The sequence below is a fragment of the Agrococcus jenensis genome (assembly GCF_003752465.1).
GTDB classification, from domain to species: domain Bacteria; phylum Actinomycetota; class Actinomycetes; order Actinomycetales; family Microbacteriaceae; genus Agrococcus; species Agrococcus jenensis.
In genome coordinates this window covers 1,975,464-2,000,598 of record NZ_RKHJ01000001.1, presented here as the reverse complement: position 1 = coordinate 2,000,598, position 25,135 = coordinate 1,975,464, and the positions used below count along the sequence as shown (strand labels likewise).

Genomic DNA, 25,135 nt, shown 5'->3' with positions numbered 1-25,135 from the left:
TTGTTGGTTAATCGGCAGCCCGAAGGCTGCTGACCAATGATCTATATAGATCATCTGACTCGAGCCGAAGCTCGAATCTAAGATGCTCGCGTCCACTGTGTAGTTCTCAACATACGGTCGGTACCGTCAGCCTCAGCGCACTGCGCTTCAGCCATACGGTCCAGAGGAGTCCGAAGACGCCAAAAGGCGCCGTCTGGTCCCTCAGGACCCAACAGCGTGCATGCACCCGGTCTCCCCCACCCCACCGTTCCACGCTGCGAGCAGCGGTACTGAGCGGGAGAAGATCCCCCGAGCGCCAATGTCAATGTTCCACCCTTGAGCTGACCACCGGTCGACGTGTGCGACCGAAGTGGCTCTGCGCCGGCTAAGCCGGCGAGATGCTCCTTAGAAAGGAGGTGATCCAGCCGCACCTTCCGGTACGGCTACCTTGTTACGACTTAGTCCTAATCACCGATCCCACCTTCGACAGCTCCCTCCAAAAGGTTAGGCCACTGGCTTCGGGTGTTACCGACTTTCATGACTTGACGGGCGGTGTGTACAAGGCCCGGGAACGTATTCACCGTAGCGTTGCTGATCTACGATTACTAGCGACTCCGACTTCATGAGGTCGAGTTGCAGACCTCAATCCGAACTGAGACCGGCTTTTTGGGATTCGCTCCACCTTGCGGTATCGCTGCCCATTGTACCGGCCATTGTAGCATGCGTGAAGCCCAAGACATAAGGGGCATGATGATTTGACCTCATCCCCACCTTCCTCCGAGTTGACCCCGGCAGTATCCCATGAGTTCCCACCATTACGTGCTGGCAACATAGGACGAGGGTTGCGCTCGTTGCGGGACTTAACCCAACATCTCACGACACGAGCTGACGACAACCATGCACCACCTGTATACGAGTGTCCAAAGAGTTCACTGTCTCCAGTGCGTTCTCGTATATGTCAAGCCTTGGTAAGGTTCTTCGCGTTGCATCGAATTAATCCGCATGCTCCGCCGCTTGTGCGGGCCCCCGTCAATTCCTTTGAGTTTTAGCCTTGCGGCCGTACTCCCCAGGCGGGGAACTTAATGCGTTAGCTACGACACGGAGACCGTGGAATGGTCCCCACATCTAGTTCCCAACGTTTACGGCATGGACTACCAGGGTATCTAAGCCTGTTTGCTCCCCATGCTTTCGCTCCTCAGCGTCAGTTACGGCCCAGAGATCTGCCTTCGCCATCGGTGTTCCTCCTGATATCTGCGCATTCCACCGCTACACCAGGAATTCCAATCTCCCCTACCGCACTCTAGTCTGCCCGTACCCACTGCAAGCCCGAGGTTGAGCCTCGGGTTTTCACAGCAGACGTGACAAACCGCCTACGAGCTCTTTACGCCCAATAATTCCGGACAACGCTTGCACCCTACGTATTACCGCGGCTGCTGGCACGTAGTTAGCCGGTGCTTTTTCTGCAGGTACCGTCACTTTCGCTTCTTCCCTGCTAAAAGAGGTTTACAACCCGAAGGCCTTCGTCCCTCACGCGGCGTTGCTGCATCAGGCTTGCGCCCATTGTGCAATATTCCCCACTGCTGCCTCCCGTAGGAGTCTGGGCCGTGTCTCAGTCCCAGTGTGGCCGGTCACCCTCTCAGGCCGGCTACCCGTCGTCGCCTTGGTGAGCCGTTACCTCACCAACTAGCTGATAGGCCGTGAGCTGATCCTTGACCGAAGTTCTTTCCACGACCAGGAGATGCCTCCGGTCGTCGTATCCGGTATTAGACGCCGTTTCCAGCGCTTATCCCAGAGTCAAGGGCACATTGCTCACGTATTACTCACCCGTTCGCCACTAATCCGGAGGAGCAAGCTCCTCCTTCATCGTTCGACTTGCATGTGTTAAGCACGCCGCCAGCGTTCGTCCTGAGCCAGGATCAAACTCTCCGTAAAGAAAAGTTGCATACCGCCGGCAAGCCGACGGCAGCGAGTTTGATGCTGACAAAATAGACTGTCTACTGACAATCTGTCTCATCCAAAGGAATCGTTGTCCCCGAAGGGACGACGAGTTAATATTTTGGCATTTGACATTGTGCACGCTGTTGAGTTCTCAAGGATCAGACGCTCCCGTACCTCACCATCTCTGGATCCGTGCCGGGGCAACTTCTCTATCGTAACCACTTCTCAGCCCGTGTCAAATCGACACGCGGTGCAGAACCGAACCCGCGCCAGCCGACCGCACCAGGCAGCCGTCCGTCGCGCCGAGCGCTCCGCACTGTCAACATTGAAGTGATCTGTCACCGTACTCGCACCAGACGCGACACGCTACAGCGTGGCGCCTATCGGCGAGGAGGTGGTCCCTCTTGATCCGCTGGCCAGTCCGGCTCTGCGTCTTTGGGGTGACGAGGGATTACGTTACACGCGCCCAGCCCCCACGCGCCAAACCAGCCGCATCCCGGGCGTGTCGCCCCGGACTCCCGCCTCAGAGCGCGAGCAGCTCCGGCGCGACGCGGAGCCCGAGGACCGGGCGGTCGGCCGACCAGACCGCCGCGCACGCAGCGCGGATCGTGTCGACCGGACGCTCGCCGGCGCGCACGAGCGAGATGTCGATGCCGGAGCGGCGCACCGCGGCGGTCCCCACCTCGAAGTAGACGTCGCCCGTCGATGTCTCGAGGGTCTCGCGCAGCGGCAGGATCGGCGCGGTCAGTCCGCGCAGGTCCTCGATCACGTGGTCGGGCCGCATCGACGCATCCGCACCGATGAGGCTCGCGCCGCGGTCGATGCCGGTCAGCACGAGGATCGAGCGGATGCCGGTGCGGCGGGCGCCGAGGATGTCGGTGTCGAGGCGATCGCCGATCATCGCCGGCGCCTTGGCGCCGAAGCGATCGGTCGCGAGCTCGAACATCGGCGTCTCGGGCTTGCCTGCGAACTCCGCGAGCCGGCCGACCGCGGTGTGCACCGCGGAGACCAGGGTGCCGTTGCCCGGCGCGATGCCGCCGGCGACGGGGATCGTCCAGTCCCCGTTCGTCGCGATCCAGGGGATGCCGCCGTCCTCGGGCTTCCGCTGCAGCGCGAACGCCGCCTCGGCGAGATCCTTCCAGCCGACCTCGGGGTGGAAGCCCTGCACGACAGCCTTCGGCCGATCAGCGGCAGCGCGCACGACCCGCCACCCGCGCGACTCGATCTCGACGACGATGCCCGCTCCCCCGACGACGAGCACGGGATCGCCCGGCTCGAGGTGCGGGGCGAGCAGCCGCATCGCGGCCTGCGGGCTCGTCACGACCTGGTCGGGTCGCACCTCGAGGCCGAAGGACGACAGGTGCTCGGCGACGTCGGCGTCGGTGCGGGACGCGTTGTTCGTCAGGTACGCGGTGGGCAGCCCCGTCGCTCGGATGCTGTCGACGGCGTGCGGGATCGCGGCCGCGCCCTGGTAGACGACGCCGTCGAGATCGATGTACAGGCAGTCGATGCCGTCGAGCGGGGTCGCCGCGGCACTCTTGCGGAAGAGCGCCATCAGCGCTCGTCGTCCCGCCGCTCGTCGGTCAGCTCGTCGCCGAAGAGCGCGTCGCCGAAGAGCGCGTCGCCGTGCGGCGCCGGAGCCTCCGCGGGCGGAGCGTCGTCGACGGCCGGCTCGGGCTCAGCAGCCGGCTCGGGCTCATCAGCGTCGTCAGCCTCATCCGCGTCATCCGCGTCATCCGCGTCATCAGCGTCATCCGCGTCATCCGCCTCATCAGCGTCATCAGCGTCATCCGCGTCATCCGCGTCATCCGCCTCATCAGCGTCATCCGCGTCATCCGCCTCATCAGCGTCATCAGCGTCATCCGCGTCATCCGCCTCATCAGCGTCATCAGCGTCATCAGCGTCATCAACCGGCTCCTCCGCCGAATCGACGCGCTCCGAGATGATCGAGACCGCCTCGAGCTCACCGGGTGCGAGCGCCGCTTCAAGCGCATCGATCGCGCGATCCGCGAGCTCGAACCACTCCGCAGCTTCGTCATCGCGACCGAGCTCCTCGAGCACACCGCCGTAGCTGGCGAACAGCGCCGGGCTGTACTCGAACGCCTTGTCCTTGCGCAGCTCGGGGATGCGCAGCTCCTCGAGCGCCGCCTCGCCCTGCCCGAGGTCGAGTCGCGCGCCGGACTTCACGATCGCGAGCTCGACCCGCACGTTGGTGTCGAGCGACTCCGCCTCGACCGACCGAGCGAGCTCGAGCGCCTTCTCGGGTCGTCCCATCCCGCGCTCGCAGTCCGCCATGAGCGGCAGCTGGTCGTCGCGGCCGGTGATGCGCCGGTACGTGCGCAGCTCGCGCAGCGCGAGCGCGAAGTCACCCAGCTGGTACGCGGTGATCGCGAGCGTCTCGCGCACGACGCCGATGCGACCGGCGCGGCGCGCCGCCGCCAGCGCATGCTGGTGCGCGAGCTGCGGGTCGTCGTCGATGAAGCGCGACGCCATGGCCATGTGCTTCGCGACGAACTCCGCGTTGTCCTTCGTCAGGGTCTTCAGCTGCGCTCGTGCGCCGATGTCGAGGTCCTCGGCGACGACGTCGTCGGGGAGGATCGGCGGCACGAACTCGTCGTCGCGCACCTGCTTGAAGCTCTCGCCGGAGCCGTCGCCTCGGTGCTCGAAGTCGCGGCCCGGGCGCGCGGCATCGCGCTGCGGACCCTGGTTGCGCTCGCGCTGCGTGTCGCGTCGACGCTGGTCGTCGCGGCCGTAGCCCTGGCCCTCGCGCTGCGGCGGGCGCCGATCGGCCTCGCGCTCCAGCCGGCCGTCGGAGCCATCGGCGCGGTAGCCGGTGTCACCGGGACGCAGCGGCTTGCGCTCGGGCTGCGGACGGGAGTCGCGGGCGCCGAAGCTCCGCTGGCCGTCGCGCTGGGGCGGACGACGGTCCCCATCACGAGGAGGACGCCGGTCACCGTCGCGCTGCGGACGCGAGTCACGATCGCCGAAGCGACGGTCTCCATCGCGCTGCGGACGGGAGTCGCGGTCGCCGAAGCGACGGTCGCCATCGCGCTGCGGACGCGAGTCACGGTCGCCGAAGCGACGGTCTCCATCGCGCTGCGGACGGGAGTCGCGGTCGCCGAAGGTGCGCTGGCCGTCGCGCTGCGGAGGCCGGCGGTCACCGTCGCGCGGCGGACGACGGTCCCCATCACGGGGAGGACGCCGGTCACCGTCGCGCTGCGGACGCGAGTCACGATTGCCGAAGCGACGGTCTCCATCGCGCTGGGGACGGGCATCGCGGTCTCCGAAGCGACGCTCACCATCGCGCTGCGGCGGCCGGCGGTCGCCATCGCGCGGCGGACGACGGTCGCCATCGCGCGGCGGACGACGATCGCCATCGCGGGGCGGTCGCGAGTCGCGGTCGCCGAAGCGACGCTCTCCGTCACGCTGCGGCGGACGTCGGTCGCCGTCTCGCTGCGGACGGCTGTCCCCGCCGGCGCGGTAGCCGGTGTCGCTCGAGCGGAACGGCTTGCGATCGCCCTGCGGCGGGCGGCGGTCACCATCGCGCTGCGGCCGACGGTCACCGTCGCGCGGCGGACGGCGATCTCCATCGCGCTGCGGACGCCGGTCGCCCGAGGGGCGACGTCGGTCGTCGTTCCGATCGGAGCTGCGATCTGCCTGGTCGTTCATGGCACCATGCTCCCATCAGGGTCGTACAAATGAAAAAAGGGGCCCCAGATCGTTCTGGGGCCCCTTTCCAAGGTAAGTCCGGCGGTGTCCTACTCTCCCACAGGGTCCCCCCTGCAGTACCATCGGCGCTGAGAGCCTTAGCTTCCGGGTTCGGAATGTGACCGGGCGTTTCCCTCTCGCTATGGCCGCCGAAACACTATCGATGTTTCAGTCTGCACAGCTCTCCACACGGTGTCGATGGGACACGGGGTGGAGGGCTGCAGTTCCCGACCGTCTATCGGGAACCACAAAGTGGACGCGAGCAGCAAGCTCATGTAGGTGTTATCAAATTATCGGCTTATTAGTACCGGTCAGCTTCATGGGTCTTTAGTCCCCACTTCCACATCCGGCCTATCAACCCAGTAGTCTGGCTGGGAGCCTCTCGCCCGAAGGCATGGAAGTCTCATCTTGAGGCCGGCTTCCCGCTTAGATGCTTTCAGCGGTTATCCATCCCGAACGTAGCTAATCAGCGGTGCTCCTGGCGGAACAACTGACACACCAGAGGTTCGTCCAACCCGGTCCTCTCGTACTAGGGTCAGATCCTCTCAAACTTCCTACGCGCGCAGCGGATAGGGACCGAACTGTCTCACGACGTTCTAAACCCAGCTCGCGTGCCGCTTTAATGGGCGAACAGCCCAACCCTTGGGACCTACTCCAGCCCCAGGATGCGACGAGCCGACATCGAGGTGCCAAACCATGCCGTCGATATGGACTCTTGGGCAAGATCAGCCTGTTATCCCCGAGGTACCTTTTATCCGTTGAGCGACAGCGCTTCCACAAGCCACTGCCGGATCACTAGTCCCGACTTTCGTCCCTGCTCCAGTTGTCACTGTCACAGTCAAGCTCCCTTGTGCACTTACACTCGACACCTGATTGCCAACCAGGTTGAGGGAACCTTTGGGCGCCTCCGTTACTTTTTGGGAGGCAACCGCCCCAGTTAAACTACCCACCAGGCACTGTCCCTGAACCGGATTACGGTTCGAAGTTAGATATCCAGAGTGACCAGAGTGGTATTTCAACATTGACTCCACCCGAACTAGCGTCCGAGCTTCACAGTCTCCCACCTATCCTACACAAGCCACACCGAACACCAATACCAAGCTGTAGTAAAGGTCACGGGGTCTTTCCGTCCTGCTGCGCGTAACGAGCATCTTTACTCGTAGTGCAATTTCGCCGAGTTCGCGGTTGAGACAGCTGGGAAGTCGTTACGCCATTCGTGCAGGTCGGAACTTACCCGACAAGGAATTTCGCTACCTTAGGATGGTTATAGTTACCACCGCCGTTTACTGGGGCTTAAATTCTGAGCTTCGCTTGCGCTAACCCTTCCTCTTAACCTTCCAGCACCGGGCAGGCGTCAGTCCGTATACATCGTCTTGCGACTTAGCACGGACCTGTGTTTTTAGTAAACAGTCGCTTCCCACTGGTCTCTGCGGCCTTCAAACGCTTCCGGCAGCTAGTGCCGTCACGCCTCAGGCCCCCCTTCTCCCGAAGTTACGGGGGCATTTTGCCGAGTTCCTTAACCACGATTCTCTCGATCTCCTTGGTATTCTCTACCTGACCACCTGAGTCGGTTTGGGGTACGGGTGACTAGAACCTCGCGTCGATGCTTTTCTAGGCAGCATAGGATCACAGACTTCCCTCTAAGGGTTCGGCAAAGCTCTCAGGCTATGTGTGGGACGGATTTGCCTATCCCACGCCCTACGGCTTACCCGGACTCAACCATCGGCCCGGTTCTGCTACCTTCCTGCGTCACACCTGTTAATACGCTAGCCGCACCAGCATAGGGTCGAGTGCTAGCCCAAGGACGTCACCCCGAAGGGATCGGTCCAAGGATTCGGACTCTTAGCATTACTGGATTGACTTGGGCGGTTCTTCGCCAGCTCAGGAGTATCAACCTGATGTCCATCGACTACGCCTGTCGGCCTCGCCTTAGGTCCCGGCTTACCCAGGGAAGATTAGCTTGACCCTGGAACCCTTGGTCTTTCGGAGGACATGTTTCTCACATGTCTTTCGCTACTCATGCCTGCATTCTCACTCGTGTGGCGTCCACGGCTGGATCACTCCGCCGCTTCACTCGCCACACGACGCTCTCCTACCAATCCGTACGCCTGGACCGCTTTTGAGGGCGGCCGAGCTGTTGTACGAATTCCACGACTTCGGTGATGTGCTTGAGCCCCGCTAAATTGTCGGCGCAGAATCACTTGACCAGTGAGCTATTACGCACTCTTTCAAGGGTGGCTGCTTCTAAGCCAACCTCCTGGTTGTCTAAGCAACTCCACATCCTTTTCCACTTAGCACATGCTTAGGGACCTTAGTCGGTGGTCTGGGTTGTTTCCCTCTCGACGATGAAGCTTATCCCCCACCGTCTCACTGCTGCGCTCTCACTTACCGGCATTCGGAGTTTGGCTGACGTCAGTAACCTTTTGGGGCCCATCGGCCATCCAGTAGCTCTACCTCCGGCAAGAAACACGCAACGCTGCACCTAAATGCATTTCGGAGAGAACCAGCTATCACGAAGTTTGATTGGCCTTTCACCCCTATCCACAGCTCATCCCCTCAGTTTTCAACCTAAGTGGGTTCGGTCCTCCACGAGGTCTTACCCTCGCTTCAACCTGGCCATGGATAGATCACTTCGCTTCGGGTCTAGGACATGCGACTGAATCGCCCTATTCAGACTCGCTTTCGCTACGGCTACCCCTCACGGGTTAACCTCGCCACATATCGCTAACTCGCAGGCTCATTCTTCAAAAGGCACGCTGTCACAGCTACTAAGGCTGCTCCAACGGTTTGTAAGCAAACGGTTTCAGGTACTATTTCACTCCCCTCCCGGGGTACTTTTCACCTTTCCCTCACGGTACTTGTCCGCTATCGGTCATCTGGGAGTATTTAGGCTTACCAGGTGGTCCTGGCTGATTCACACGGGATTTCTCGGGCCCCGTGCTACTTGGGATGAACCTCACGCCATCGCATGGTTTCGGCTACGGGATTGTCACCCTCTTCGATGGACCTTTCCAAGTCCTTCGCCTACCACGGTCTGTAACGTTCGCTGCTCGGCAGAGCAGCTGAGATGTCCCACAACCCCGATCGTGCAACGCCTGCCGGCTATCACACACGATCGGTTTAGCCTCTTCCGCGTTCGCTCGCCACTACTTACGGAATCACTGTTGTTTTCTCTTCCTGTGGGTACTGAGATGTTTCACTTCCCCACGTTCCCTCTACCCGCCCTATATATTCAGGCGGGAGTCACTGGGTCGGCACGCCGCCCAGCGGGGTTTCCCCATTCGGAGATCCTCGGATCGAAGCTTGTTTATCAGCTCCCCGAGGCTTATCGCAGATTACTACGTCCTTCATCGGCTCCAGATGCCAAGGCATCCACCGTTTGCTCTTAGAAATTTGACCACATACATGAGTATTGTTGGTTAATCGGCAGCCCGAAGGCTGCTGACCAATGATCTATATAGATCATCTGACTCGAGCCGAAGCTCGAATCTAAGATGCTCGCGTCCACTGTGTAGTTCTCAACATACGGTCGGTACCGTCAGCCTCAGCGCACTGCGCTTCAGCCATACGGTCCAGAGGAGTCCGAAGACGCCAAAAGGCGCCGTCTGGTCCCTCAGGACCCAACAGCGTGCATGCACCCGGTCTCCCCCACCCCACCGTTCCACGCTGCGAGCAGCGGTACTGAGCGGGAGAAGATCCCCCGAGCGCCAATGTCAATGTTCCACCCTTGAGCTGACCACCGGTCGACGTGTGCGACCGAAGTGGCTCTGCGCCGGCTGAGCCGGCGAGATGCTCCTTAGAAAGGAGGTGATCCAGCCGCACCTTCCGGTACGGCTACCTTGTTACGACTTAGTCCTAATCACCGATCCCACCTTCGACAGCTCCCTCCAAAAGGTTAGGCCACTGGCTTCGGGTGTTACCGACTTTCATGACTTGACGGGCGGTGTGTACAAGGCCCGGGAACGTATTCACCGTAGCGTTGCTGATCTACGATTACTAGCGACTCCGACTTCATGAGGTCGAGTTGCAGACCTCAATCCGAACTGAGACCGGCTTTTTGGGATTCGCTCCACCTTGCGGTATCGCAGCCCATTGTACCGGCCATTGTAGCATGCGTGAAGCCCAAGACATAAGGGGCATGATGATTTGACCTCATCCCCACCTTCCTCCGAGTTGACCCCGGCAGTATCCCATGAGTTCCCACCATTACGTGCTGGCAACATAGGACGAGGGTTGCGCTCGTTGCGGGACTTAACCCAACATCTCACGACACGAGCTGACGACAACCATGCACCACCTGTATACGAGTGTCCAAAGAGTTCACTGTCTCCAGTGCGTTCTCGTATATGTCAAGCCTTGGTAAGGTTCTTCGCGTTGCATCGAATTAATCCGCATGCTCCGCCGCTTGTGCGGGCCCCCGTCAATTCCTTTGAGTTTTAGCCTTGCGGCCGTACTCCCCAGGCGGGGAACTTAATGCGTTAGCTACGACACGGAGACCGTGGAATGGTCCCCACATCTAGTTCCCAACGTTTACGGCATGGACTACCAGGGTATCTAAGCCTGTTTGCTCCCCATGCTTTCGCTCCTCAGCGTCAGTTACGGCCCAGAGATCTGCCTTCGCCATCGGTGTTCCTCCTGATATCTGCGCATTCCACCGCTACACCAGGAATTCCAATCTCCCCTACCGCACTCTAGTCTGCCCGTACCCACTGCAAGCCCGAGGTTGAGCCTCGGGTTTTCACAGCAGACGTGACAAACCGCCTACGAGCTCTTTACGCCCAATAATTCCGGACAACGCTTGCACCCTACGTATTACCGCGGCTGCTGGCACGTAGTTAGCCGGTGCTTTTTCTGCAGGTACCGTCACTTTCGCTTCTTCCCTGCTAAAAGAGGTTTACAACCCGAAGGCCTTCGTCCCTCACGCGGCGTTGCTGCATCAGGCTTGCGCCCATTGTGCAATATTCCCCACTGCTGCCTCCCGTAGGAGTCTGGGCCGTGTCTCAGTCCCAGTGTGGCCGGTCACCCTCTCAGGCCGGCTACCCGTCGTCGCCTTGGTGAGCCGTTACCTCACCAACTAGCTGATAGGCCGTGAGCTGATCCTTGACCGAAGTTCTTTCCACGACCAGGAGATGCCTCCGGTCGTCGTATCCGGTATTAGACGCCGTTTCCAGCGCTTATCCCAGAGTCAAGGGCACATTGCTCACGTATTACTCACCCGTTCGCCACTAATCCGGAGGAGCAAGCTCCTCCTTCATCGTTCGACTTGCATGTGTTAAGCACGCCGCCAGCGTTCGTCCTGAGCCAGGATCAAACTCTCCGTAAAGAAAAGTTGCATACCGCCGGCAAGCCGACGGCAGCGAGTTTGATGCTGACAAAATAGACTGTCTACTGACAATCTGTCTCATCCAAAGGAATCGTTGTCCCCGAAGGGACGACGAGTTAATATTTTGGCATTTGACATTGTGCACGCTGTTGAGTTCTCAAGGATCAGACGCTCCCGTACCTCACCATCTCTGGATCCGTGCCGGGGCAACTTCTCTATCGTAACCACTTCTCAGCCCGTGTCAAATCGACACGCGGTGCAGAACCGAACCCGCGCCAGCCGACCGCACCAGGCAGCCGTCCGTCGCGCCGAGCGCTCCGCACTGTCAACATTGAAGTGATCTGTCACCGTACTCGCACCAGACGCGACACGCTACAGCGTGGCGCCTATCGGCGAGGAGGTGGTCCCTCTTGATCCGCTGGCCAGTCCGGCTCTGCGTCTTTGGGGTGACGAGGGATTACGTTACACGGGCCACACCCCCACCCCGCAAACCACGCACATCCCGGGCGTGTCGCCCGGGGACTCAGGCTGCGGGGGCGGCGTCGACGCCCGCGAGCGTCTTCTTGCCGCGCCGCAGCACGGCGAAGCGCCCGTGCAGCAGCCGACCGTCGAGCGTGGCGCCCGGGTCGTCGATCCGCTCGTTGTTCACCGACACCCCGCCCTGGGCGATCGCGCGCCTGCCGTCGGAGAGCGAGTCGACGAGACCGGTCTCCTGCAGCAGCTGCAGCACCGGCGCATCCGGCGTCGCGGTCGCCTGCTTGTCGAGCGATCCGACCGCGGCGGCGAGCGTCGGGAGGTCCAGGGCGGCGAGGTCGCCGCTGCCGAACAGCGCCTGCGATGCGTCGATCGCCTGCTGCGTCGCGTCCGCGCCGTGGATGAACGACGTCGCCTCGATCGCGAGCACCCGCTGCGCCTCGCGCCGGAAGGGCGCCTCGGCGGTGGCGGTCGCCAGCTGCTCGATCCGCTCCTGCGGCAGGAACGTGAACGACTTGAGCAGCTGCACGACGATCGCGTCGTCCTGGTTGAGCCAGAACTGGTACATCGCGTACGGCGTCGTCAGGTTGGCGTCGAGCCAGACGGCGTTGCCCTCGCTCTTGCCGAACTTGCGGCCCTCGGCGTCGGTGATGAGCGGGGTGCCGATCGCGTGCGCATGCACGCCCTCGGCCTTCCGCAGCAGCTCCGTGCCGGCGGTCAGGTTGCCCCACTGGTCGCTGCCGCCGGTCTGCATCAGGCAGCCGTACCGCCGGTGCAGCTCGAGGAAGTCCATCCCCTGCAGCACCTGATAGCTGAACTCGGCGTAGGAGATGCCCTCGTCGGACTCCATCCGCGCCGCGACCGCGTCCTTGCGGAGCATGGTGCCGACGCGGAAGTGCTTGCCCACCTCGCGGAGGAAGTCGACCGTCGACAGCGGCGCCGTCCAGTCGAGGTTGTTGACGAGCCGCACGGCGCTCTCCCCCTCGTCCGAGAGGAAGCGCAGCACCTGCGCCTGCAGGTAGGTCACCCACTCGGCGACGGTCTCCCGCGTGTTGAGCTGCCGCTCGCTCGTCGGCTTCGGATCGCCGATGAGGCCGGTCGAGCCACCCACGAGGGCGAGCGGCCGGTGGCCAGCGAGCTGCAGCCGGCGCATCACGATCAGCTGCGCGAGGTTGCCGAGGTGCAGGCTCGGCGCGGTCGGGTCGAAGCCGCAGTAGAAGGTGATCGGGTCGCCGCCGAGCAGCGTGCGCAGCGCCTCAGGATCGGTCGAGACGTGCACGCTGCCGCGGTACTGCAGCTCGTCCCACACGTTGTCGAATGCGGGGTCGAGCTGGATGGGCGCGGGATCGATCACGGTTCGAACCTACCGGGGATCAGCGGCCGTCGAGGCGCGCGAGGCGCGCGTCGAGGGTCGCGAGCTGCGCATCGACCGCGCTGCGAGCCGTGCCGCCGATGCCGTCGCGCGACGCGATGGCCCCGTCGACCGTCAGCACCTCGCGCACCTCGGGCGTCAGGTGCTCGCTCACGCTCCGGTACTCGTCGTCGCTCGCCTCGTCGAGCTCGATGCCGCGCTGCTCGCACAGCCGCACGAGCGCGCCAGAGATCTCGTGGGCCTCGCGGAACGGCACGCGCCGCTTCACGAGCCACTCGGCGACGTCGGTCGCGAGCGCGTAGCCGGCGGCCGCGCCCTCGCGCATCCTGGCCTCGTCGAAGTCGAGGGTGGCGACCATCCCGGCGAAGGCCGGCAGCAGCACCTGCAGCTGGTCGACGGCGTCGAAGACGGGCTCCTTGTCCTCCTGCAGGTCGCGGTTGTACGCGAGCGGCAGCGCCTTGAGCGTCGCGAGCAGGCCGGCGTGGTCGCCGATGAGCCTGCCCGCCTTGCCGCGGGCGAGCTCGGCGATGTCGGGGTTCTTCTTCTGCGGCATGATCGACGACCCGGTCGAGAACCCGTCGTGCAGCCTCGCGAAGCCGACATCGCGCGTCGACCAGAAGATGACCTCCTCGGCGAGCCGCGAGAGGTCGATCGCCGTCATCGTCAGCACGAAGGTCAGCTCGGCGACGACGTCGCGCGCGCTCGTCGCGTCGATGGAGTTCGGGCTCGGCGCCGCGAGCCCCAGCTCGTCCGCGACGACGGCCGGGTCGAGCCCGAGCGTCGAGCCGGCGAGCGCACCGGCGCCGTAGGGCGACTCGCTCGCGCGCACCCGCCAGTCGGCGAGCCGCTCGAGGTCGCGCAGCAGCGGCCAGGCGTGCGCGAGCAGGTGGTGCGCGAGCAGCACCGGCTGCGCGTGCTGCAGGTGGGTGCGGCCCGGCATCGGCGCGGTCGGATGCGCATCGGCCTGCATGCGCAGCGCCTCGATCACCGCGCGGATGCCGCGCTCGACCTCGTCGGTCTCCTCGAGCATCCACACGCGCACGAGCGTCGCGATCTGGTCGTTGCGGGAGCGGCCGGCGCGGAGCCGGCCGCCGAGCTCCGGCCCGACGATCTCGATGAGGCCGCGCTCGAGGGCGCCGTGCACGTCCTCATCGGACGCCGCCGCGGCGAACGCACCGCTGCGGACCCGGTCGCTCAGCTCGTCGAGCGCCGCCCGCATCGCGGTGAGCTCCGCGTCGTCGAGCAGCCCGGCGACGTGCAGCGCGGTGGCATGCGCCTTCGAGCCGCGGATGTCGAGCTGCGCGAGCCGCCAGTCGAAGTGCGTCGACTTCGACAGCCGCGCCATCTCGGGGCTGGGGCCGGAGGCGAACCGGCCGCCCCACAGCGATCCCTCGTTCGTGCCCTGCTGGTCGCTCATGCGTCGGCCCGCTCGAGCAGCCACGCGAGCAGCGCCTTCTGCGCGTGCAGCCGGTTCTCCGCCTCGTCCCAGATGATCGACTGCGGGCCGTCGATGACGTCGGCCGTCACCTCGAAGCCGCGGTCGGCGGGCAGGCAGTGCATGAAGACCGCGTCGGGCGACGCGAGGTCCATGAGCGCCTGGTCGACCTTGAAGCCGCCGAAGGTCGCGACGCGCTCGGCCTTCTCGTCCTCCTTGCCCATCGACACCCAGGTGTCGGTGACGACGACGTCGGCGCCGGCGACAGCCTCGGTCGCGCTCGTCACGACCGTCGCGCTGCCGCCCGTCTCGGCGGCGATGCGCTGCGCATCCGCGACCACGCTCGACTCCGGCACGTACTCGGCCGGCGCGCCGACGCGCACGTGCATGCCGGCGGTCGCGCACGCGAGCAGGTAGGACTGCGCCATGTTCGACCGGCCGTCGCCGACGAAGGCGACGGTGAGGCCCGCGAGCTCGCCCTTGTGCTCCTGCATCGTGAGCAGGTCGGCGAGCAGCTGGCACGGGTGGAAGTCGTCGGAGAGCGCGTTCACGACCGGCACCGTCGTCCCGGCGGCCATCTCCTCGAGGCCCGCCTGCGCGTAGGTGCGCCACACGATCGCGGCCACCTGGCGCTCGAGCACGCGAGCGGTGTCGGCCGCGGTCTCCTTGCCGCCGAGCTGGCTCGACGCGGTCGAGATGATGAGCGGCGAGCCGCCGAGGTCGGAGATGCCGACGTGGAACGACACGCGCGTGCGCGTCGACGACTTGTCGAAGATCACGGCGACCGAGCGGGGGCCGTCGAGCGGGCGCTCGCCGTAGCGGTCCTGCTTCATCCGCACCGCGCGCTCGAGCACCTCGCGCTGCTCGGCGGGGCTCAGGTCGTCGTCGCGGAGGAAGTGGCGGGTCATGCGGGGTCCCCTGTCTGGGTGGGTGCGTGCGCGGATGCCGGGCTCGAGGGCGTGGCGCGCACGACCTCGGTGCCCGAGCCCGCGCTCGTGAAGATCTCGGTGAGGATCGAGTGCGGCGAGCGGCCGTCGATGATCGCGGCCTTCGGCACGCCGGCGCGCACGGCGGTGAGGCACGCCTGCATCTTCGGGATCATGCCCGACTCGAGCGTCGGCAGCAGCGCCTCGAGCTCGTCGTCGGTGATCTCGCTGATGAGCGAGTCGCGGTCGGGCCAGTCGCGGTAGAGCCCCTCGACGTCGGTGAGGATGACGAGCTTCTGCGCGCCGAGCGCTGCGGCGAGCGCGGCGGCCGCGGCGTCTGCGTTGATGTTGAGGCTCTCCCCCGGCCGGTCGCCGTCGGGCGCGATCGACGAGACGACCGGGATGAGCCCGGCGTCGAGGAGCCGGTGGACGCCTGCCGGGTCGACCGCCACGACGTCGCCGACCTGGCCGAGGTCGACCTCCTCGCCGTCGATCACGGCACCGCGTCGGCGGCCGGTGAAGAGGCCCGCGTCCTCGCCGGAGAGGCTGGCCGCGAGCGGTCCGTGCGCGTTGATGAGCGACACGAGCGTGCGCCCGACCTGGCCGGTGAGCACCATCCGCACGACGTCCATCGCCTCGCGGCTCGTGACGCGGTAGCCGCCCCGGAACTCGCTCTCGATGCCGTGGATGCGGAGCGCCTCGTTGATCTGCGGCCCGCCGCCGTGGACGACCACGGGCTGGATGCCGACGTGGCGCAGGTAGACCATGTCCTCGGCGAACGCGCGCTGCAGCTCGGTGCTCACCATGGCGTTGCCGCCGTACTTGACGACCATGGTCGCGCCGCGGAAGCGCTCGAGCCACGGCAGCGACTCGATGAGCGTCGCGGCCTTGTGCGCCGCCGCCTCGGCCCTAGCTGGCATATGCGGAGTTCTCGTGGACGTAGTCGTGCGTGAGGTCGTTCGTGCGCACGGTCGCGGTCGCGTCGCCCGCGAACAGCTCGATGAGGATGTGCGTCGCGCGCGGCGAGAGGTCGACCTCCTCGCGCGGCCGGTCGGGCTCGCCCGCGTGGCAGACGCGCACGCCGTTGAAGTGCACGTCGACGGCGTAGGGATCGAAGGACGCATCGGTCGTGCCGATCGCGGCGAGCACGCGGCCCCAGTTGGGGTCGTTGCCGAAGATCGCCGCCTTGAACAGGTTGGACCGCGCGACCGAGCGGGCGACGACGACCGCCTCCTCCTCGCTCGCGGCGGAGCGCACCTCGATGGCGATGTCGTGGGTGGCGCCCTCGGCGTCGCCGTGCAGCTGCGCCGCGAGGTCGTCGCACACCGCGGTGACGGCGGCGGTGAGCGCCGCCTCGTCGGGCCGCGAGCCGGACGCGCCCGACGCGAGCAGCAGCACGGTGTCGTTCGTCGACATGCAGCCGTCCGAGTCGAGCCGGTCGAACGTCGTGCTGGTGGCCGCCCGGAGCGCCCGGTCGAGCACGTCGGCGTCGGCCTGGGCGTCGGTGGTGAGCACGACGAGCATCGTCGCGAGCCCCGGCGCGAGCATGCCGGCGCCCTTCGCCATGCCGCCGACGGTGAAGCCGTCGGTCGTCACGACCGCCTGCTTGGGCTTCGAGTCGGTCGTCATGATCGCCTGCGCGGCGGCGAGGCCGGCAGCGTCGTCGGCCGCGAGCGCATCCGCGGTCAGGTCGACCCCGCGCAGCACGGCGGCGCGGAACGCCTCGTCGCCGACGCCGATGAGTCCGGTCGAGCACACCTGCACGTCGATCGCGCCGATCGGCTGCGTTGCCGTGCCGAGCCGCTCGGCGACCCGCTCGGCCGTCTGGTGCGTCGTCTGGAAGCCGAACGCGCCCGTGAAGCAGTTCGCGCCGCCCGCGTTCAGGATCACGGCTCGCGCGGTGCCGCCGGCGATCGCCTGCTGGCTCCAGAGCACCGGGTTGGCCTTCGCGCGGTTCGAGGTGAAGACGGCGGCCGCCGCGTCGAGCGGCCCGTCGTTCACGACGAGGGCCACGTCGAGGCCACCCGACGCCTTGACGCCCGCGGCGACACCGGCCGCCCGGAAGCCGCTCGCGGCGGTCACGCTCACGGCGCGACCCCGTCGATCGGCAGACCCATCTGCTCGTCGAAGCCGAGCGCGATGTTGGCCGACTGGATCGCCGCACCCGCCGTGCCCTTGCCGAGGTTGTCGATCGCGGCGATCATCACGACGCGGCCGGCCTCGTCGTCGAGGCCGACGCCGATGTGCACGGAGTTCGAGCCGAGCACGTCGGCGGTGCGCGGGAAGGTGCCCGCCGGGAGCATGTGGATGAAGCGCTCCTCGCCGTACGCCGACAGCCACGCGCCGCGCACCTCGTCGGCCGTCACATCGCCGACGAGCGGTGCCGTGACGGTCGCGAGGATGCCGCGCGTCATCGGGACGAGCACCGGCGTGAAGGAGTGGCGGATGTCGGTGGCCCCGACCGCGCGCAGGTTCTGCGCGATCTCGGGCAGGTGGCGGTGCGTGCCGCCGACGCCGTAGGGCGTCGCGGAGCCGGTGAGCTCGGCCGCGAGCAGGTTCGTCTTCGCGGCGCGGCCGGCGCCGGAGGAGCCGACGGCGAGCACCGACGTGAGCGCCGTCGCGTCGATGAGGCCCGCGGCGATGCCGGGTGCGGCGGCGAGCGTCACCGCGGTCGCGTTGCAGCCGGGCACCGCGATGCGGCGCGCGGCGCGCAGCTCGCGGCGCTGCCGGCCGCCGTCGGCGAGGATGAGCTCCGGCATGCCGTAGGGCCAGGAGCCGGCGTGCTCCGTGCCGTAGAAGCGCTGCCAGTCGGCGGCGTCGTGGAGCCGGTGGTCGGCGCCCGCGTCGACGATGAGCGTCGACTCCGGGAGCTGCGCGGCGATGCCGCCCGAGTGCCCGTGCGGGAGCGCGAGGAAGACCACGTCGTGCCCCGCCAGCACCTCCGCAGTCGTCTCCTGGAAGGTCAGCGAGGCGAGGGAGCGCAGGTTGGAGTGGACGGAGACGAGGGGCTGCCCGGCATTGGCGTGCGCCGTGACCGTGCGCACCTCCAGCTCGGGGTGCTGGGCGAGCAGCCGGAGCAGCTCGCCGCCCGCGTACCCGCTCGCGCCTGCGACGGCGACGGAGAGGCTCATGCCTCCAGGCTAGTCGCCCGCCCGATCCGCTTCCGCCGCGAAGCCGACCTCGACGGCGGCGCGCACCTCGAGCTCGCCAGCGGCCAGCTCGATGGCGGCGCCGCTGTCGCTCGCCGCCATGAGCTCGATGCCGCGCGCCTTCGCCATCGGCGGGCGCGGTGCCGTCGCCTCCGGCTCGCGGATGCTCGTGATGGCCGGCGTGCCGAGCCCGGCCGCCGCCGCGTAGTCGGCGGCCCGAGCCACGGCGTCGGCGATGGCGCGGGAGCGGGCGCGGCCGGCGAGCTCGCGCTCGGTGCCCTCGGCGAGCGACCACGCGATGCCGCCGACCTCGTGCAGCTGCTCCACGCCGAGGTCGCCGATCCACGCGCCGAGCGCCTCGACGTCGACGAAGGTCGCGGTCACGGATGCGGAGGCGGTGAAGACCAGTCGCTGCGGCTGGCCCTCCCCCACCCACTCCCGGTGGTGCGAGACCCAGACGCGGTCGGCGTGCCACGACTCGACGGCGCCCGAGGCGGCGAAGGCCTTCGCCTCGGCCGCCACCCGGGCGTGCCCGGTCGCGACCCGGCCCATCGCCTCGTCCGGCGCATCCGCCTGCCACCGCGACTGGACGGTGACGGTGGCGCGCTCGGCGGCCGCTCGCTCGACGGCCTCGCCGCGCACCAGGATCTCGACCATGCGCCGCATGCTACTCGTGGCGCCTGGCGCTACTCCCGCAGGCGCGCGCCGTGCCGCTCGGTCGCGACCGCGAGGCCGGCGAGCTTCGCCTCCGATGCCTCGGCCGCGGTGAGCGTGCGGTCGTCGGCGCGGAACCGGAGCGCGAACGTGAGCGACTTCTCGTCCTCGCCGAGCCCGGCGCCTCGGTAGTCGTCGACGAGCGCGATGTGCTCGAGCAGCGCACCGGCGCCGTCGCGGACCGCGCGACGCACGTCGCCGGCCGGCACGTCGACGGGGACGACCACTGAGAGGTCCTGCGTCGCGGCGGGCACGGGCGCGATGCGCTGCGTGTCGAGGCTGACGCGGGCTCGTGCGATGAGCAGGCTGAGGTCGAGCTCGGCCACCGCGACGACGCGCGGCAGGTCCGCTGCCGCCGCGACCGCGGGCAGCAGCTCGCCCGCCAGCCCGACGACCGTCTCGCCGAGCAGCAGCTCCGCCGTGCGGCCGGGGTGCAGCCAGGGCCGCTCCGACTGGCGCAGCTCGAGCTCGAGGCCGAGCGTGCGGGCGATGCGCTCCGCCGCCTCGACCGCGTCGGCGATGCCGTAGCGCACGGCTGCGACACCGGGCTGCTTGCGCACCCGCTCGCCGACCAGCAGCACGGCCGCGTGGTCGGGCTGGGCGGGCAGGCGGTCGAGCTCGGCGAGCGCGTCATCCTCCGGGCGGCTGGTCGACGCGGGCAGCGACTCCGTGCCCTGGCCGTCGACCGCGTGGAACACCCGGCCGAGCTCGAAGAGCGCGAGGTCGGTGAGCCCGCGGCCGAGGTTGCGGTGCGCGGTGTCGAGCATGCCCGGCAGCAGCGCGGTGCGCAGCCACGGGCGCTCGCCGTCGAGCGGGTTCTCGAGCCGCACGGGCTCGGCGCCGGTGAGCCTGGCCTGCTGCTCGCTCACGAAGGGCGCGACGAGCACCTCGGTGAGCCCGGTCGAGGCGAGGGCGTCAGCGACCCGCCGGCGCAGCCGCTGCGGCCGCGTGTAGCCGCGCCCGGGAGGCGCGACCGGCAGCACCGAGGGGATGCGGTCGAACCCGACGATGCGGGCGACCTCCTCGACGAGGCCCTCGCGGTCGACGAGGTCGCGGCGCCACGTGGGCGGCGTGACCGTCCAGGCATCCGGGGCCTCGTCGATGGTCGCGCCGATCCGCTCGAGCGCGTCGCGCGCCTCGTCGACGGTGTAGTCGGCACCGGTGTAGGTGCTCCAGTAGCCGACCGGGATGGTGATGGGCGCCATCGCGGGCACGTCGCCCACGTCGGCGCCGAGCTCGTCGATCGTGCCGCCCGCGAGCTCGACGAGGAGCTGGGCGACGCGCGCCGCCGCGGCAGCGGCGACGGCCGGGTCGACCCCGCGCTCGTAGCGCTTGGACGCCTCGGAGAACAGCTTGTGGCGGCGGGCGGTGCGGCCGATCGTGACCGCGTCGAACGTCGCGGCCTCGATGAGCACGTCGGTCGTCGACGCGTCCATCTCGGTCTCGGCGCCGCCCATGACGCCGGCGAGGCCGATCGCGCCGCGGTCGTCGGTGATGAGCAGGTCCTCGGTCGACAGCGCGCGGTCTGCGCCGTCGAGCGTCGTGAGGCGCTCCCCCTCGGCCGCGCGCCGCACGACGATGCCGCCGCGGAGCTTGCCGAGGTCGTAGCCGTGGATGGGCTGGCCGAGCTCGAGCATCACGGCGTTCGTGATGTCGACCGGGAGCGAGATCGAGCGGATGCCCGCGAGCCGCAGGCGGGACGCGAGCCAGGTCGGGGTCGGCCGGCTCGGGTCGATGCCGCGCACGACGCGCGCGACGAAGCGCGAGCAGCCCGCGCGACCCCGGATGGGCGCCGCATCGCGCAGCTCGACCGGGAATCCGGATGCCGTGCCCGGCTCGAGCGCCGCTGGATCGCGGAAGGCCTGCCCGGTCGCCGATGCCACCTCGCGGGCGATGCCGCGCAGCGACAGCGCGTAGCCGCGATCGGGCGTGACGTTGATCTCGACGGCCTGGTCGTCGAGCCCGAGGATGGCGAGCGCGTCGTCGCCGATCTCACCGGGGATGCCGAGCACGTCGAGGCGCATGATGCCGTCGTGGTCGTCGCCGAGGCCGAGCTCGCGCTCCGAGGCGATCATGCCGTCGGAGACGTGGCCGTAGGTCTTGCGGGCGGCGATCTCGAAGCCGCCGGGCAGCGCCGAACCGGGCAGGGTGACGACCACGCGGTCGCCCTCGACGAAGTTGAGCGCACCGCAGACGATGCCGCGCACGCCGCCGTTGGCCTCGCCGACGTCGACCTGGCACCAGCGGATCGTCTTGCCGTTCTTCTGCGGCTCCTCCACGATCTCGAGCACGCGGCCGACGACGATCGGACCGCGGAGCTCGCCGCCGTGGACGGCCTCCTCCTCGAAGCCCACGCGCACGAGCGTCGCGTGCAGCCAGTCGGCGGTGTCGTCCTTCGGGATCTCGACCAGCTCGCCGAGCCATGACAGCGGGATCCGCATCAGATCACCATCCCGAACTGCTCCGTGAAGCGGACGTCGCCCTCGATCATGTCGCGCATGTCGTCGAGCAGGTAGCGGAACTGGAGGGTGCGCTCGATGCCCATCCCGAACGCGAAGCCGGAGTAGACGTCGGGGTCCACGCCCGCGGCGCGCAGCACGTTCGGGTTGACCATGCCGCACCCGCCCCACTCGACCCAGCGCGCGCCGCCGCGCATGCCGGGGTGCCACACGTCCATCTCGGCGCTCGGCTCGGTGAACGGGAAGTAGTTGGGGCGCAGGCGGATCTTCGCCTCCTCGCCGAACATGGCGCGCGCGAGGTGCTCGAGCGTGCCGCGGAGGTTCGCCATCGTGATGCCCTTGTCGACGGCCAGGCCCTCGAGCTGCGTGAACACCGGCAGGTGCGTGGCGTCGATGTCGTCGGTGCGGTAGACGCGGCCGGGCGCGACGATGTACGTCGGCAGCTCGCGGGTCAGCAGCGTGCGCACCTGCACGGGGCTCGTCTGCGTGCGCAGCACCATGTGCCGGTCGGCCGGCGCGACGTAGAAGGTGTCGGACTCGCTGCGGGCGGGGTGGTCGGGGTCGACGTTGAGCGCGTCGAAGTTGTACCACTCGTGCTCGAGCTCCGGTCCCTCGGCGACCTCCCAGCCCATCCCGACGAAGACGTCGCTCATCTCGTCCATGAGCATCGTCAGCGGGTGGCGCCCGCCGCGCGACCGGATGCGCGGCAGCGCGGTGACGTCGACCCGCTCAGCCTCGAGCTGCGCGGCCTCCTCGACGAGCGCGAGCTCTGCCTGGCGCGCGGCGATCGCGTCGGCGACCCGAGCGCGGCCGGCGCCGATCGTCTGACCCGCCGCCTTGCGGTCGGCGGGAGCGATGTCGCGCAGGCTCGCGTTGAGCGAGGCGAGCTCGCTGCCCTGCCCGTTGTGGGCGGACTTCGCGGCCTGCAGGTCGGCGGTCGTCGAGGCGGCGTCGATCGCGGCGAGCGCCGCGGTCACCGCGGCGTCGACGCGCGCGCCGAGGTCGGCGTGAGCATCGGGGGTTGGCACCCGACGATCCTACCGAGCGCCGAGGGGTCAGCCTCCCTGGCCGCCCACGCCCGCGCCCGGCAGCCGCGTGATGTCCGCCTGCGGGTCGGTGACCTCGCGCATCGCCTGCGTCGAGAGCGGGATCGCCTGCGTCGCGGTGCCGTCGAGGTTGCGTCCGCCGCGGCGCGGGCGCGCCATCCGCTTGGCCAGCGCGCGCACGATGGCGGACAGGCTCAGGTTGATGGCGAGGAAGATCGCGAGCATCACGAAGAACATGGAGAGCGCGTAGGGGCCGCCCTGGCGGTCGTAGAAGTCGACGAGCTGACGGCCGATGCGGATGATCTCCGGCGAGCCGACGATGTAGCCGAGCGAGGTGTCCTTCAGCAGCACGATGAGCTGCGCGAGGATGATCGGCAGCATGATGCGGAGCGCCTGCGGCAGCTCGATCTCGAGCGTCGTGCGCAGCGGCGTGAGGCCGATCGCCAGTCCGCTCTCGCGCTGGCCCTTCGGCAGCGACTTCATGCCGGCGCGGAGGGCCTCGCCGATGATCGCGCCGTTGTAGACGATGAGCGCCCAGACGACGGCCCAGTAGGCGCCGGTCGAGAAGACGATGAGGATGAACAGCATCATCAGCAGCACGGGCATGCCGCGGAAGAACTCGAGCACGATCGTGACCGGCACCCGCACCCACGGCGTGTAGGCGTTGCGCAGGATCGAGAAGACGATGCCGAGGACCATCGCGCCGACGGCGGCGATGGCGGCGATCGAGAGCGTGGTGCCGAGGCCGACCATGAGGCCGCGCGCGCCGAACCACAGCTGCGGGTCCTGGAAGATGTCCCAGCGGTCCTGGTAGAAGGCCCCGCCGAGCCACAGCTGGTAGGCGGCGAGCGCGAGCGCGGCGACTGCGACGACCGCGAAGACGATCGAGAGGATGCGCGACCGCTTGATCGCGTTGGGCCCGGGGGCGTCGAAGAGGACCGAGCCGCTCATCGCTGCACGCTCCACTTGCGCTCGAGGGCGTCGACCAGCTGGCCGAGCGGCACCGTGATGATGAGGTAGCTCAGCGCGATCCCCAGGAAGATCTGGAGCGACTGGTCGCCGTAGGTGTTGGAGAGGCGCTGGGCGACCGAGACGAGCACGAAGACGAAGAAGCCGAGCGCCACCGACGTGTTCTTGACGAGCGCGATCACGACGTTGATGACCGGCGGCAGCACGCTGCGGAAGGCCTGCGGCAGGATCACGAGGCTCATCGTCTGGCCGAAGCCGAGCCCGATCGACCGGGACGCCTCCGCCTGGCCGAGCGGCACCGAGTTGATGCCCGAGCGCACCGCCTCGGCGAAGAAGGCGCTCGTGTAGTAGGTGAGGGCGATGATCGCGCCGAGGGTGAAGTCGAGGACGATGCCGAGCTTGGGGAGCACGAAGGCGGTGAAGAAGAACACGAGCGTCAGCGGGGTGTTCCTCGCGACCTCCGTCCAGACGGCCGCCACCACGCGCAGCGCGGCCACGGGCGACACCCGCATGCCCGCCAGCAGGATGCCGATGGGCAGGCCGATGAGCGTCACGACTGCGGTCAGCAGCAGTGTCGCGCCCATGCCCTGCAGCCAGAGCGGCCAGTTCTCGAGAAGTGCTTGCATCAGTCCCTCATCCGGCGGCCGGGTGCGGGAGGAGGACCTCCCGCACCCGGCTCGGGTGATCGATCAGTAGCGGTCGGGTGCCGGGAACTCGGGGGTCGGCAGCACAGCGCCTGCCGTCTGCTCCCAGAGCGACGCCATGGTGCCGTCGGCGACGGCCTCCTCGAGCACGTCGTTGATGAACGTGCGGAACTCGTCGTCACCCTTCTCGATGCCGAGGCCGTAGGGCTCCTGCGTGAAGGTCGCGCCGCCGTCGACGAGCTCGAACTCGCCGGCGTTCTGGTCGACGAAGCCGGCCAGGATCACGTTGTCGGTCGTGACCGCGACGACCTGCCCGTTGCGCAGCGGGTCGAGGCAGTTGGAGTAGGTGTCGGTCGCGTTCAGCACGGCGCCGTACTCGTCGACGATGCGCGCTGCCGGGGTCGAGCCCTCGACGGAGCAGACCTGGAGGCCGGAGACGTCATCGGGACCGGTGAGGCCCTCGGGGTTGCCCGCCAGCACCATGAGCGCCTGGCCGGCCTCGTAGTACGGCCCGGCGAAGTCGATCTTCTCCTTGCGGGCGTCGTTGATCGTGTACGTCGCCGCGACGAGGTCGACGGTGCCGTTCTCGATGAACGTCTCGCGGTTGGCGGAGACGGTCTCCTCCCACTGGATGCCCTCGAACGGGATGCCCAGCTCGGCCGCGATCAGGGAGCCGACGGCGACGTCGAAGCCCTCGGGCGCGCCGTCCGGGCCGACGAGGCCGAACAGCGGCTGGTCGAACTTCGTGCCGATCGTGATCGAGCCTGCCTCGGCGAGCTCGGCCATGGTGGTGCCGGCCTCGAACTCGGGCGCCTCGGCGACCTCCAGGCCGTAGGGGTGCTCGGTGGCCGCGCCCGTCTCCGCGGGCTCCTCGGGGGCCTCGGACGACGTGGTGCCGGCAGGGCCGCCGCACGCGGTGAGGGCGAGGACCGCGACGGCGGCGACGCCCAGCGTCAGCTTGGTGCGCATGGGTGCTTCTCCTTGAGTGGTGGTGCTTCG

15 protein-coding genes and 4 rRNA genes are annotated in these 25,135 nt (G+C 67.4%); 1 reads left to right on the top strand and 18 read right to left on the bottom strand.

Annotated features, from left to right (window positions below; translation table 11 throughout):
- Positions 1-388 precede the first annotated feature (388 nt).
- From EDD26_RS09855 to EDD26_RS09845, 3 genes are all read right to left on the bottom strand, one after another.
- Positions 389-1,911: ribosomal RNA gene (locus EDD26_RS09855) — 16S ribosomal RNA — on the bottom strand.
- Between the two features lie 529 nt (positions 1,912-2,440).
- Positions 2,441-3,472 carry an HAD-IIA family hydrolase gene (locus EDD26_RS09850; RefSeq protein ID WP_123697557.1) on the bottom strand — a complete coding sequence of 344 codons (1,032 nt, stop codon included), beginning with the start codon at positions 3,470-3,472 and terminating at the stop codon, positions 2,441-2,443.
- Positions 3,472-4,542: a hypothetical protein gene (locus EDD26_RS09845; RefSeq protein ID WP_123697556.1), complete on the bottom strand. Its 1,071-nt coding sequence runs from the start codon at positions 4,540-4,542 to the stop codon at positions 3,472-3,474. The genes EDD26_RS09850 and EDD26_RS09845 overlap by 1 nt, the downstream gene beginning before the upstream one ends.
- A 33-nt stretch (positions 4,543-4,575) precedes the next feature.
- Between EDD26_RS09845 and EDD26_RS09840 the strand changes: the two genes are divergently transcribed.
- Positions 4,576-5,619 (top strand): hypothetical protein, encoded by a 1,044-nt coding sequence (locus tag EDD26_RS09840; RefSeq protein ID WP_123697555.1) that lies wholly within the window; start codon positions 4,576-4,578, stop codon positions 5,617-5,619.
- A gap of 43 nt (positions 5,620-5,662) precedes the next feature.
- Here EDD26_RS09840 and rrf read toward each other — a convergent pair.
- The 15 genes from rrf to EDD26_RS09765 all read right to left on the bottom strand — a co-directional run bounded on the left by rrf (position 5,663) and on the right by EDD26_RS09765 (position 25,105).
- Positions 5,663-5,779 (bottom strand): 5S ribosomal RNA (rrf, locus tag EDD26_RS09835).
- Positions 5,780-5,906: 127 nt separating this feature from the next.
- A 23S ribosomal RNA gene (locus EDD26_RS09830) occupies positions 5,907-9,024 on the bottom strand.
- A gap of 401 nt (positions 9,025-9,425) precedes the next feature.
- A 16S ribosomal RNA gene (locus EDD26_RS09825) occupies positions 9,426-10,948 on the bottom strand.
- The 16S, 23S and 5S rRNA genes sit together here, the layout of an rRNA operon.
- A gap of 523 nt (positions 10,949-11,471) precedes the next feature.
- Positions 11,472-12,776, bottom strand: coding sequence for a tyrosine--tRNA ligase (tyrS, locus tag EDD26_RS09820; RefSeq protein WP_123697554.1), 1,305 nt, complete (start codon positions 12,774-12,776; stop codon positions 11,472-11,474).
- Between the two features lie 19 nt (positions 12,777-12,795).
- Positions 12,796-14,211: an argininosuccinate lyase gene (argH, locus tag EDD26_RS09815; protein WP_123697553.1), complete on the bottom strand. Its 1,416-nt coding sequence runs from the start codon at positions 14,209-14,211 to the stop codon at positions 12,796-12,798.
- Complete coding sequence (argF, locus tag EDD26_RS09810) at positions 14,208-15,137, bottom strand: ornithine carbamoyltransferase (RefSeq protein ID WP_123697552.1); 930 nt, start codon at positions 15,135-15,137, stop codon at positions 14,208-14,210. Before argF ends, argH begins: the two co-directional genes overlap by 4 nt.
- Positions 15,134-16,075 carry an acetylglutamate kinase gene (argB, locus tag EDD26_RS09805; protein ID WP_123697551.1) on the bottom strand — a complete coding sequence of 314 codons (942 nt, stop codon included), beginning with the start codon at positions 16,073-16,075 and terminating at the stop codon, positions 15,134-15,136. The genes argF and argB overlap by 4 nt, the downstream gene beginning before the upstream one ends.
- Positions 16,065-17,243 carry a bifunctional glutamate N-acetyltransferase/amino-acid acetyltransferase ArgJ gene (gene argJ / locus EDD26_RS09800; protein WP_123697550.1) on the bottom strand — a complete coding sequence of 393 codons (1,179 nt, stop codon included), beginning with the start codon at positions 17,241-17,243 and terminating at the stop codon, positions 16,065-16,067. Before argJ ends, argB begins: the two co-directional genes overlap by 11 nt.
- Positions 17,240-18,286 carry an N-acetyl-gamma-glutamyl-phosphate reductase gene (gene argC / locus EDD26_RS09795; RefSeq protein WP_123697549.1) on the bottom strand — a complete coding sequence of 349 codons (1,047 nt, stop codon included), beginning with the start codon at positions 18,284-18,286 and terminating at the stop codon, positions 17,240-17,242. The genes argJ and argC overlap by 4 nt, the downstream gene beginning before the upstream one ends.
- A 9-nt stretch (positions 18,287-18,295) precedes the next feature.
- Positions 18,296-18,961: an SIMPL domain-containing protein gene (locus EDD26_RS09790; RefSeq protein WP_170165602.1), complete on the bottom strand. Its 666-nt coding sequence runs from the start codon at positions 18,959-18,961 to the stop codon at positions 18,296-18,298.
- A 29-nt stretch (positions 18,962-18,990) separates the two neighbouring features.
- Positions 18,991-21,459 (bottom strand): phenylalanine--tRNA ligase subunit beta, encoded by a 2,469-nt coding sequence (pheT, locus tag EDD26_RS09785; RefSeq protein WP_123697547.1) that lies wholly within the window; start codon positions 21,457-21,459, stop codon positions 18,991-18,993.
- On the bottom strand, positions 21,459-22,505 hold the full coding sequence (gene pheS / locus EDD26_RS09780) for a phenylalanine--tRNA ligase subunit alpha (RefSeq protein ID WP_123697546.1): 1,047 nt from the start codon (positions 22,503-22,505) through the stop codon (positions 21,459-21,461). Before pheS ends, pheT begins: the two co-directional genes overlap by 1 nt.
- Before the next feature lie 27 nt (positions 22,506-22,532).
- Positions 22,533-23,474, bottom strand: coding sequence for an amino acid ABC transporter permease (locus EDD26_RS09775; RefSeq protein WP_123697545.1), 942 nt, complete (start codon positions 23,472-23,474; stop codon positions 22,533-22,535).
- On the bottom strand, positions 23,471-24,118 hold the full coding sequence (locus tag EDD26_RS09770; protein ID WP_123697544.1) for an amino acid ABC transporter permease: 648 nt from the start codon (positions 24,116-24,118) through the stop codon (positions 23,471-23,473). The genes EDD26_RS09775 and EDD26_RS09770 overlap by 4 nt, the downstream gene beginning before the upstream one ends.
- A 63-nt stretch (positions 24,119-24,181) precedes the next feature.
- Positions 24,182-25,105, bottom strand: a complete 924-nt coding sequence (locus EDD26_RS09765; protein WP_123697543.1) for a glutamate ABC transporter substrate-binding protein — start codon at positions 25,103-25,105, stop codon at positions 24,182-24,184.
- Positions 25,106-25,135: the final 30 nt, after the last annotated feature.